Origin of the sequence: Chitinophaga sp., from assembly GCF_035761305.1 — a bacterium.
GTDB lineage: Bacteria > Bacteroidota > Bacteroidia > Chitinophagales > Chitinophagaceae > Chitinophaga.
In genome coordinates, this window is record NZ_DASTRI010000178.1 from 1 (window position 1) to 12,243 (window position 12,243).

6 protein-coding genes and 1 pseudogene are annotated in these 12,243 nt (G+C 46.3%); 6 read left to right on the forward strand and 1 reads right to left on the reverse strand.

Translation table 11 applies throughout. The features are described from left to right. The 6 genes and pseudogenes from VFS25_RS15205 to VFS25_RS15230 all read left to right on the forward strand — a co-directional run. Positions 1-830 (forward strand): annotated as a pseudogene (locus VFS25_RS15205) (hypothetical protein); the annotation flags it as partial. A 12-nt stretch (positions 831-842) separates the two neighbouring features. Next, a complete protein-coding gene (locus VFS25_RS15210; RefSeq protein WP_326463018.1) occupies positions 843-4,163 on the forward strand; it encodes an RHS repeat domain-containing protein in 3,321 nt (1,106 codons plus the stop codon). A gap of 22 nt (positions 4,164-4,185) precedes the next feature. Next, positions 4,186-8,664: a DUF6443 domain-containing protein gene (locus VFS25_RS15215; protein ID WP_326463019.1), complete on the forward strand. Its 4,479-nt coding sequence runs from the start codon at positions 4,186-4,188 to the stop codon at positions 8,662-8,664. A 10-nt stretch (positions 8,665-8,674) separates the two neighbouring features. After that, the gene (locus VFS25_RS15220) at positions 8,675-9,286 is read left to right on the forward strand and encodes an SMI1/KNR4 family protein (RefSeq protein WP_326463020.1); all 612 of its coding nucleotides are present in this window, start codon (positions 8,675-8,677) and stop codon (positions 9,284-9,286) included. A 540-nt stretch (positions 9,287-9,826) separates the two neighbouring features. Beyond that, a complete protein-coding gene (locus tag VFS25_RS15225) occupies positions 9,827-10,294 on the forward strand; it encodes a sigma-70 family RNA polymerase sigma factor (RefSeq protein WP_326463021.1) in 468 nt (155 codons plus the stop codon). Positions 10,295-10,297: 3 nt separating this feature from the next. After that, positions 10,298-10,843 (forward strand): hypothetical protein, encoded by a 546-nt coding sequence (locus VFS25_RS15230; protein WP_326463022.1) that lies wholly within the window; start codon positions 10,298-10,300, stop codon positions 10,841-10,843. Between the two features lie 182 nt (positions 10,844-11,025). Here the strand turns inward: VFS25_RS15230 and VFS25_RS15235 are convergent, their stop codons facing one another. Continuing rightward, positions 11,026-11,709, reverse strand: coding sequence for a hypothetical protein (locus VFS25_RS15235; RefSeq protein ID WP_326463023.1), 684 nt, complete (start codon positions 11,707-11,709; stop codon positions 11,026-11,028). Between the last annotated feature and the right edge of the window lie 534 nt (positions 11,710-12,243).

Consider the following 12,243-nt stretch of genomic DNA (forward strand, 5'->3'; position numbering starts at 1 on the left):
TCACAAATTCTTCGATGTTCATAGGTACGGGATCTGCATTTTACCCGGTGACTTTACAAAGAAAGGCAAATGTAATTGAGAGTTATACAGACCTGCATATTTCCGCCGCGAATGCGGGCAAGCTTTTCTTTGAAACAGGAAGAATAAATGCTACAGCTCCTATACGAATGACATTGGATAATACCGGCCGCTTAGGCATTGGTACAACAACTCCCACAACTTTACTTCATGTAAATAGCGGCGCTATACGATTAACCAACCCTGGAGGCTATCCCTACGGCATCAATATCGATGTGGACTATCCGGAGGCCTGGGCCAGGGAATTTAGTATTACTCATAGCAGTACAGGCAAATTGTTTGCATGGGGCGTATACGGAACAGGCAGCACAATAACCTACGCATACATTGGAGGAAACACCTCCGCTGATTTGGCGCATGCGGCGCCCTGGATGACCTTTAAGCCAGATGGAAACATAGGCATCGGCACTACAACACCCCAGGCAAAGCTGGCCGTAAACGGTGATGTGTTTGCGAAGAAAGTAAAAGTAACGCAAACCGGCTGGCCGGATTATGTTTTTAATAAGGATTACATATTGCCTTCTTTAATTGAAATCGAAAAATACATCCGGGAGCATCAGCACTTGCCGGATATTCCTGCTGCAGCTGAAATTGAGAAGGAAGGGCTTGACCTGGGAGAGATGAATAAGAAGCTGGTGCAGAAGATGGAGGAGATGACATTATACCTGATTGAGCTGAAAAAAGAGAACAATGAGCTGAAACAGCAACAAAAAGAGTTGTTGAAGCGGATCACCCAATTAGAGAAGCATTAAACTATAAACTAGATGAGAAAGATCCCTATATCATGTTTTTTGATTGTTCTTGCAATAAACTCGTTTAGCCAAACAAATAATAACCTTAATCCCGGATTTGATAGTCCCGTGCCACCATCGCCCAATGCTGCCGCCTTTGCCAAGTTCGGTAATATACCGGTAGGGCCTGCAACAGGGATTCCGCAGGTAACCATTCCGATATATCAATATTCCAACAAAAATACCGGGCTGTCTTTGCCTGTATCGCTGGACTATCATGCCGGTGGAGTAAGGGTAGATGAAGTAGCATCCGATGTGGGGATTGGATGGGCGCTGAACGCAGGAGGTGTGATATCCAGGGTAGTGAAAGGTACGCCTGACGAAGATTGGGGTGGCTTTTTAAATACACCATATTTTGATGGTGCAACCGGTAATGACCCTGCTAATTCACCTGAGTTTAAACCTTTTGTAAAAGCCTATAGCAGAACATTGGATATCGAAGAAGACCTTTTCACTTTTAATTTTAACGGGCGGTCCGGCAGATTTGTTTATGGAAGAAATGGCGACATCTTAATGATAGATGCGCAAAAGGTGAAAATAGAAAAGGAGGTAACCACCAATCAAACAGCGGGCGAATCCCGGATCACAAAATTTACAATCACAGATGAAAATGGCGTTAAATACATTTTCAGTGCTGTTGAATTAACGATGCTTTCTGGAGTTGCATTTCACCAGTGGTTTAATTCCTCCTGGTATCTCACATCAATCCAGGCGCCATCCGGCCAGGATAGTATTACCCTGGAGTATGATGATGTTCAGATTAATGAATATGTTACATCCGCAACAGAAACAGAGGCAACAGATCTATACCCAAACGGGTCTATGACTGGTAACTCGGTAATATATTCGAGTGCTGGTCACAGCCAGCAGATCTCAGGAAAGAAATTAAAAAAGATATCTTTCCCTGATGGGCTTAATATTCAATTTGTTTACAATGCCACCCCAAGAACGGACCTGCCAAATGATCATCTGCTTTCCAGGATACTGATACAAGACCCTAATAAACAAGTAGGAAGGGGATACATGCTTCAGCAGGATTATTCCCTTGGTAACAGGGCCACACTTTTAAAGGTAATACCATTCGCCGGGCTGAATGCGGAAGTACAGGATGCCCCGTATCAGTTTTTTTATAAAACCGATTTGCCTCCACGATTGGATATTCACCAGGATCACTGGGGATATCCGACTTTTTGGACGATAGAAGGCACAGGAAGGATCCCGCATGAAATTTTTGGACAAAATGTTGGCGGGCTTTTCGAGCTGCCGGGTACTAACCGTGACACAGATCCAAACGGCTGCCTGGCGGGCTCATTATATAAAATTATTTACCCCACCGGTGGCTGGACTGATTTTCAATTAGAACCCAATGAGGCCTATGATGGTTGGTTAAACCAGAATTTTTCAGTAGTGGTTGACGATCCACCATACCTTGATCAGACTCAGAGCTATAATTTAGGCATGTACAACGGTACGCCTACTTACCAGGATGTCTATTTTACCTTTAATGGTGAGCCGGATGCTACTGAATTTACCTTATCCCTGCAACCCACAAGCTTTGGAACCTGCAATGGGAGCTGTGCTTTGAGAGTAGAGATTTTTCCGCCAAACGGCAATGCATTGATCTCAAGGGACTTTACTACTCCCTTTACTCAGTCTTCAATCACCTTCTCTCTTCCTGGTCTTATAAAAGGAACGCAGTACCGGGTAAGGTTTTACTATAGCATGCTCACTGTTAACAATTACAGTGCAATAGCGCAGCTGAAATGGAAGGAAAAGCAGGCGGAAACCTCGCATACCGTTTACTACAGCCATGTACAGCCATATGTGGGAGGCCTGCGGGCAAAGAAAATTTCCGATTATGACGGAATTTCCGCAACCCCGGTTTCCGAGAGAGAATATGAATATAAGGGAGAAGACGGCCTCTCTTCAGGTGTCCTGCTAACATATCCCACCTACACCTATACAACACGCTATGAAGGATTGATGGCGGTGTCAGTTGCGAATGGGCGTACCTATGAGGGTGGAGAGCCGCTGATACGCCTCCGCCAGAGCACTTCCGCTTATGATATTATATATACGGCCGGAAGCCCTGTATGTTACAAACGTACAGTTGAATATTTAAAAAATAATGGCAAGAGCAATGGCAAAATTGAACGCTTTTTTACTTCAGCAAGTAGTGGTTCAAGCGGCAGTTTTCCATTCGTGCCATCCACTAACGCCACATGGCTATTTGGATCATTAAAAAAAGAGGTGGTTTATGACGCCAATGATAATATTATTAAAACTACCCTCAATAACTATACGGATAAATTGATGCCCGATTATTCCAATGAGGCAGTGGTTCATAATTTCACTTCCTATACCATAGCACCGGTGTTATTTCTTATACCAGATTATTTTGACGATACCAACACCTCCATTAAAGTGGCGAATTATCCGGCTATTGGGTTTTTATATAACGATTACCTGCCCACAGCAGGAAGAAACGATATTGAAAGCACGGTTATTACGGAACGCGATCCGGCAACAGGACAAACCATTACTACGGTTAACACATACGAATATGATCCGGACTACTATTATTTAAAGAAAAAGACGCTTGTCAACAGTAAGAACCAGGAAGTGACTGAATTGTACACCCATCCGGCAGATAAGGTGGCAGCCGGGCAAACAAACCCTTACCAGGACATGGTTAACCGCAACATGATCGATCCCGTTGTAGAAACGGAACAGCAGGTGAGCCAGGTAAGGCAGAGAAAACTATCCACCAATTACGAGAAAAACTGGCCGGATAATGCTGTTTCCATTTTACCAGAAACGGTTCAGACACAAACGCAAAACAACGCTGCAGAAGTACGGTTAAGATTTTATGCATATGACAGTAAGGGAAATCCCAAGTCCGTTGGCCAGGAGAATGGGATGGCAACCTGTTACATATGGGGCTATAACAGGCAGTTTCCTGTAGCAGAGATCAAAAATGCAGATTATGCTACTGTTGAAACTGTTCTCGGAGGGGCCACGGCTGTTTCCAGCTTTAGCGCCCAGGTAAGTCCAACGGATGCTGCAATAAATAGTTTTCTTGCACCACTTCGTTCTGATGCAAGGCTTAAAAACGCTCTTATCACTACTTACACCTATTCTCCGTTGTATGGCGTAAGTACTGTTACAGATCCGGGGGGTAGAACAAATACTTACGAGTATGATGGCTTTGGCAGGTTAAAGCTGATCAGGGACCAGAACGGCAAAATCCTGAAGCAATACGATTACCAGTATCAAAAACCTGTCACCCAATAGTTAACCCTGTAAACTCAGCAACATGCGAACATTTATAGCACCTATACTAAAATTAGCCGCAGGACTGGTACTGTTGGGAGGAAGTGAACGGGCATTTGCACAGAATGTGCCCAGCAGTAGCACCCGGCCCGCAGCAACGGCTGCCACCGTACCATCGGCCTATACCAATACTACTATCAACTATATCCGCACCTGGGAGCCCAGCATGCCATCATCTGACCCGGCAGCAGTCAGTGCATCTACGGATGTAAATGCAGTAAGGCAAAGCACCCAGTACTTCGATGGCCTGGGAAGGCCATTGCAAACCGTCAGTAAAGCCATTACCTCAGGCGCTAAAGACCTGGTAGTACCAGTTGTATATGACGCCTTTGGCCGTGAGCAATATAAGTACCTGCCTTATGTACCTAAAACCGGCAATACCAACGACGGTAAGTTTAAAACCGATCCCTTTAACGGGCAAAAAGCTTTTTACCAGGATGGTACTTTAGCGCCAGGCGCCGCGGGAGAAAGCATCTACTATGGGCAAACAGAGTACGAAGCATCACCACTGAACCGTGTGCTGAAAACCTATGCACCAGGCAACAGCTGGGCAAAGGAAGGCGGCAATCACCCGGTAACCATGCAGTATGAAATAAATACGACCGCAGATGGTGTTCGTATATGGGACATCTCTACAGGTACCATTCCAACGAGTGCCGCAGGCCAGGCATATGCCGCAGGAACGCTGTATAAGAATATTACAAAAGATGAAAGAGGCTTGCGGGTAGTGGAGTTCAAAGACAAGGAAGACAGGGTAGTGCTCAAAAGGGTAGAGCTGACCGCTGGTGCTGCAGACGGCCATAATGGCTGGTTGTGCACTTATTATGTGTATGACGACCTGGGCAACCTGCGGTTTGTAATACCTCCCAAAGCAGTAGGTTTGATCACGGGTACCTGGGTAATCTCCCAGGCAATTGCCGATGAGTTGTGCTTCCAGTACCAGTACGATGGCCGTAACCGCATGATCGTAAAAAAAGTGCCGGGAGCTGCTACAGTGGAAATGGTGTACGATGTACGTGACCGCCTGGTGTTCACCCGGGATGGTAACCTGAAGGGCAAAAACCAGTGGCTGGTTACTTTCTATGATGGACAAAACCGCCCCACCATAACGGCATTGTATAATTCATCGGCCAGCCGTGATGCCTTGCAAACCAGCATGAACACCGCTACCAGCAACACCCAGAGCATCAGCTATACTTTTCCCGGTGTGGCAGACATGGTAGTGGCTAACCATGATGGCCGGCCGGAATATGAGGCCACTAACAGTATCACCTTTGAAGATGGCTTTGACTCCGGTACCGGTGAAATGCTGGCAGAGATCAATCCATCCGCCAATCAGGGAATTGCCAATATCACGGTCACCAACCCGCTGCCCAATATCCCTTCCAGTGCATTAACGCCGCTTACCTATACCTTTTATGATGACTACAGCTTTACCGGTAAGCAGGATCCGGTTAACGATTTTTTGAAACCGCAATACAGTGGTAGTCCCTATGCAGAAGTAATCACCAGCACCAGTAACATGACTCAAGGGCTGGTAACCGGTACCAAAGTAAGGGTGCTGGGTACCGACCAGTGGCTCACTACTACCATTTACTATACAGACAAAGGCCGTACGCTGCAAATCATTGCCGACAATGTAAGCGGTGGCAGAGATGTAGTAACCAGCCTGTATGACTTTAGCGGAAAACTGCTCAGCACCTATCTGCGCCATAATAATCCCCGCAGCGGAGTCACGCCGCAAACCACTGTGATGACACAGCTGCTGTATGATGCTGCCGGCAGGTTGAAAACAATTAAGAAACAGCTCAATGATGCCGGCACTGTCAAAACCATTGCGGAAAACACCTATGACGAGCTGGGACAGCTAAAAACAAAAAGGCTGGGAGTTACCAGCACTACCAGCCAGCTGGAAACGTTGAACTATGAATACAACCTGCGTGGCTGGCTAAAGAGCATCAACAAAGGATTTGTAAGCACCGCCGGCAGCACCGGCAACTGGTTTGGCCAGGACCTGAGCTACGACTATGGTTATACCACCAACCAGTACAACGGCAATATAGCCGGTATAAAATGGAAAAGCAGGAGCAATGGCATCCAGCGTTCCTATGGATATAATTACGATAATGCTAATCGCTTAACAGTCGCAGATTACACACAACAGAACAGCGGCAGCACCAGCTGGACAAGGGACCAAATGGACTTCTCCGTCAGCAACCTGGCTTATGATGCCAATGGCAACATCAGCTCCATGACGCAGAAGGGCATGGTAGGCACTGCCATCAGTACCATTGATCAGCTAAGCTATACCTACCAGGCTAACAGCAACAAGCTGCTGTCGGTAGCAGACCCGAGCAACACTACCACGGCCAAACTGGGCGACTTTATCAATGGTAATGCCACAGGTGATGATTATGCTTACGATGTGAATGGTAACCTTACCAAAGACCTGAATAAAAGCATCAGTGCTATTACCTATAACCACCTGAACCTGCCGGAGAGTATAACCATCACCGGTAAGGGCAGCATTCAGTATAAATATGATGCCGCTGGCAATAAGCTGCAGAAGATCGTTACAGATAATACGGTTACTCCTGCAAAGGTAACCACCACTACCTACATCAGCGGCTTTGTGTACGAGAACGACATCCTGCAGTTCCTGGGTCATGAGGAAGGTCGCATACGTACGGTGTTTAAAACCGGCAGCCCTGTATCATATGTGTATGATTACTTCCTGAAAGATCACCTGGGCAACGTCAGAACCGTGCTGACAGAGCAAACAGACTTCAGCATGTACACGGCCACCATGGAAACCGAAAGCGCGGCAACAGAAACTGCATTATTCAGCAACCTGGATGAAACCCGTACTGCCAAACCAGTAGGCTACCCACAGGATGAGGCGGCGTCTGAAAATAAAAATGTAGCTAAACTGAATGCCAAAGACGGTGGCAAAAAGATCGGCCCCTCTATTGTGCTGCGCGTAATGGCCGGTGATACGATCCAGATCGGCGCCCGGGCATTTTACAAGTCAACAGGCCCTAAGAACAACAAAGCCGCCACCCCGGAAGACATGGTAGCTTCTCTGCTGCAGGCCTTTGGTGGCCAGGGCTCCCCAGATGCATCTCATGCCGCCCGGCAGGCAGAGAACCTGGGGCCTTTCCGGAACTTCAACAGCAATGATTACCAACGCTTAAAGGAAAAGAACCTCGACGAGAACCGGGAAGATAAACCAAAAGCCTACTTGAACTTTGCATTATTCGACGATCAGTTTAACTTAGTGGAAGATAACAGCGGCGTACGGCAGGTAAAAGGCGAGCCGGACCAGCTGCAAACCCTGGCGGTAGATAAGATGGTGGTTGCCAAGAGTGGGTTTTTGTACGTGTACACCAGCAATGAAACCGCGCAGGATGTGTTCTTTGATAATTTGACGGTGCAGGACATTAATGGACCGCTGCTGGAGGAAACGCATTATTATCCGTTTGGGTTGACGATGAGTGGGATCTCCTCCAATGCGCTGAAAGGCACGAATTACCCCGAGAACCGTATGAAATACAATGGGAAGGAGTTGCAAAATAAGGAGTTCGGGGATGGTAGTGGATTGGAGTGGTATGACTATGGAGCGAGGTTTTATGATCAGCAAATAGGGCGGTGGCACGTTAAGGATCCTCATGGTGAGCAGTATTTGAATATCTCTACTTATACCTATGTCGCAAATAACTCGATTAATGCTATTGATCCTAATGGTATGGACACGCATTTGTCCGGTAAAGCTGCTCAAGATTTTTTCGGGGATCTGCAAAGGAATGGAAATTCATCAAGCATAGATGACCTGGATAATCGTGCACAATATTTAATAGGTCAATATGGTGGTGAGAATAATGCAAATTTTACTATTAGGGGTATGTTGCCAGTTTGGGAATCAATAACACCAGCTATATATCATCATACTTTAGAAGCGCAAACTGTAGAGAGTTATCCTAACATATTAAGGAAAGACGATCCGCGCTTTACTGAGGCCAAAAGAGCCCAAGCATTAATGGGATGGAATAAAAGTCCTTATATAAAGCGAACAAGGGGTTTTTCAGTAGATGAATATCCGCTTGCATCTTCAATGGAGGGAGGGTTTTACATGGGTAGGTTCCCTTCGACAGCGCAAGTCCCTATCGAAGAACAACTGGTTCAATCGATCCAGGTAAATAGGTTAATGGCGGTGCTCAATATTGGAGATAAATACATTGTAGTGCCGAAGAACAGTAAAGATGCCCCCGGATTAACTCAACCCGCTTTCTTTATTTCTAGACCAGATGGCTCATGGGACCCATCTTCAACGTTGGTTACAAAAATGAGCCCTCTTTATAATCCTGATTATAAACCGGTTCCTTCTTTTCCTATATTATTGCCAGCAGGGGTTTCTGTAACGGAAGCCTTGTTGGGTGTTCTGGAAGGATTATTGATATTGTAAATATATATATATGTATGAAAAAAATCGACTAGTTGTTCTGCTGGAACAGTTATTGACGACTTTAAAGAGCATAAATTCCCCATTAGTAGAATTGCTACAGCCGGGAATTGATCGTAACCATGTAGATGAACTATTGGGTAGGAATGAAATCGACATAGCACTGGCGGAAGAAGTCTATACATTATATGGATGGCGAAATGGGGCGTCTAGTCATGAATTACATGGGAATATTGAATTGTTTGGAGGAGGTATTTTCTTTCCCTTACAACTTGGCTTAGAAAGTTATGAATATTACGCCATCCAAAAAAATCATTGGCCTAAAGGCTTGTTTCCTCTGTTTGAAACAGGAGGTGGAGAGTATTATCTTATAGACTGTCGGGAAGATGCCGTATCATATGGAATGCTATACTTTTTTTCATATGCCAATCCTTACATAAATGGGATTATAACTTACTGTGATTCACTAGAAAATCTTATAAAGGCAACAATCGAATGTTATAATAAACATCTTTATCCTAAAAGCTTTGAGCCCGAAAGAACATTGATGTATGCTAAGGAAGAAGCTGAAGCAAACGTTTTTAAAGTTTATAACCCCAAGTCGGAATATTGGAGGCAATGGTAACTTGCGACCCCGGTAATTTTTTGTGGGAGTTATACTCTTAGAGGCTCCTCTGGGATTAAGCGGTTGGGCGGAGCTACCTTTGTAGTAGATTAAGGAAAGGATTGAAAAAGTTAGTGAACTTAAAAATAGATAGCGGATAGCTATGCATACCTTGGACGCAATGAGCAGGACGTAACAGCGGCCGCTCCCCAGTGGCAGGCCACTGATATTCCCGAAAGTATGCGCAGTTAACAGTAATTATGTGTAATAATTCCGATTTGATCTAACAGTTGAGTTAAAATACCAAGTAGCTGGCGGCATATTGTCCCAGCTGCTTTTCATTTGCGAAAGTTGATGCTTTTCATTTGCGAAAGTTGAGATTTCTTTGAAAGTTGCACCCTGTAGGCAAGAACCGGCGCCTGGTAGCAGTATGGTAAAATATGAGCTGCTAAGCCTGGCTCTGTTCACAGTTACAGCGTATAGGCAAAGCCCCCAAAATTCCCCCCCTGTAAGTTTTCCTCCCTTTTCCCTACTAACTTTATAACCACGCATTCAAAAACAATGGATGAAACCCGGTTTATACAGCTTATCAGCGATCACCAGGGCATTATACACAAGATATGCCGCCTGTACCGCGACACCGCCCACGACCGCGAAGACCTTTTCCAGGAAATCGTCTTCCAGCTGTGGAAATCCGCGCCTGCATTCCAGGGCCGGTCAAAGTTCAGCTCCTGGATATACCGCATTGCGCTGAACACGGCTATTACAGCTTTCCGCAAAAAAGCGCCGGATATACGGTATATGCCTGTATTGTCCGACCGCCCCGATGAACCAGGTGGAGATGAAGCAGCAGAACAGCTATGGGCCGCATTAAAGCAGCTGAATGATGCCGACAAGGCGCTCATTACCCTTTACCTCGAAGATCTGAGCTACAGGGAAATCGCGGCAATTACCGGCATCACTGAAAATAATGTAGGCGTAAAGCTGAACCGGGTTAAAAGTAAAATTCAACAATTGTTAAAAAGATAAACAATGGAACACGATCCTTTAAAAGCTGCCTGGCAGGAACATGGCAGCGCCGCAAAAAGCAATATAGAGCTGCGGCAGATGTTACAGGAAGGAAAGCATCCGGTGTTAAAACGCATTCGCCGGCAAATGATAGTGGAGGCGCTGGCCTTTACCGCCTTTCTTTGTGTGTATTATAATGCGTTTGATGGCAACCGTAAGCCGATGGCGGCAAATGTGCTGCTGGTAACTGCCATGTTGCTGGCCGTTGTACATAGCATAATCAGCTATTGGTTTACTAAACGTTACGGCAGGGGAAACAATCTCCAACAATCGTTGTATGCGCAACTTTCGGGGATAAAGATACAGGCGGTACTGTCCGTTGCCACCCGGGTGCTGATGGCGGTTTGCCTGCTGCTGTTCTTTACATCCGTGATCCACTTCACTGTAACCAAATACTGGCTGTTGGGCGGCATTGTTGTCATTTTCCTGGGGCAGATGGTCTTGCTTGGCAAAATGTGGGCAATGCGTGTACGGCAATTAAAGGCCACCATTAGCAGCCTGTTCTCCTGAAGGCCGGCCAATACCGGAATACGGGTCCTGGCCTTTCGCGGTTTTCCTGGGAAATAACTGTTTTTCTAAAGACGAAGACGTTTTCCTAAAAGCGTATCCGCTTTTCCAGGAGGATAATATTGAAGCGCTGCATATGCTGATACATACCGGCTATACGCTTTCTTTTCAACAGGTAACCGCTGTTATTCCCTGGCTCCCGGCCTGTACGCGGCTTTCGTCCTTTTGTTTGTTAACCTCACCTCCAGGCGGCCCTCCGGGGTAATGTACATCCGCGCGTTAGCGGGTAACGCAATGTGGATATTGTTTGCAGAAAGATGCCGGGCGCTGACAACAATTTTCTGCGTACCCCGCTGCCGGATGCTGGCAGTAGCTTTCCGCGTGCATTGTTGCCGTACTGGATAACGCGCCGGTGTTGTACAGATCGTTTTTAATGGAGCTGCTGTGCAATGCTCGTTTATTTCGCGTGACGATGCTCCGCCAGTGTTTTTTACCGGCGCAGCCTCTACTGACAGGCCGTTTTCAGCAACAACCGCTGTAGTCAGCCCGCAACGTACCTGCAGCTTTTCATGAATAACATCTACACTCACGCCCTGCTTCAGCAGCAGCAGCGCCTCCCCGGTCATTGCATGGAATAGCGCCACTCCTTTCCTGGCCTTGGGCAGCTGCCGGTACACTGCAGAAGCCAGCCGCGATGCCTGGGCCATCAGGTCTGCATATACCCGGGTGAGCGCAAAGGCCGGGTCTTTCTTTACGCGCTTCCTGCTCAACGAGCTTTTACGGCGATACAAATATTCGCCATCCATTTTATAATAACAAATACCATCGATAGTGCCGGTTATATACACCGGGCCGGTTTGCCTGGGCATAAAAATATTGTTTGAAAGATGAAAAATATGGTTTCCCGCCGAAGGTAAATGAACACGTAAAATCACCCAAACAAAGTGACCGTTTAAGCTGAAAATGAACAGAATGAATAGGGAGGAATACAGAAAATTGATCTATATCAATTGAGCTGGATGGCGCAGCGGCTCCCGGTGTTCAGGCCATACCTGCGAAGCTGCTGCGCAACTGGTATTAAAAGCGTGTGTTATTAGGGGTAAAGGCGTATGCAACTCCTGGTAAAAGCGTGTGAAACAGCTTTTGTTTTATCTAATACCGTGAAACAGGGTGCATTTTTCAACCACATCAGGGAAACACCCTGGCTGGTTATCCTTACAGATGAAACAAGATGCCTTCTCAACCAATCGGCCCGCCGCCGCATTCCCTTTTATTTTCCACCTCCTCATCTCACCAGCGTAACCGCTCCCGTTCTCGTAACCCCTTCCCCTTTACTATTAGTATACCGCGCTATCCATACATATGTGCCGGCAACCTGGGGCCGGTCTTTGAAATAACCATCC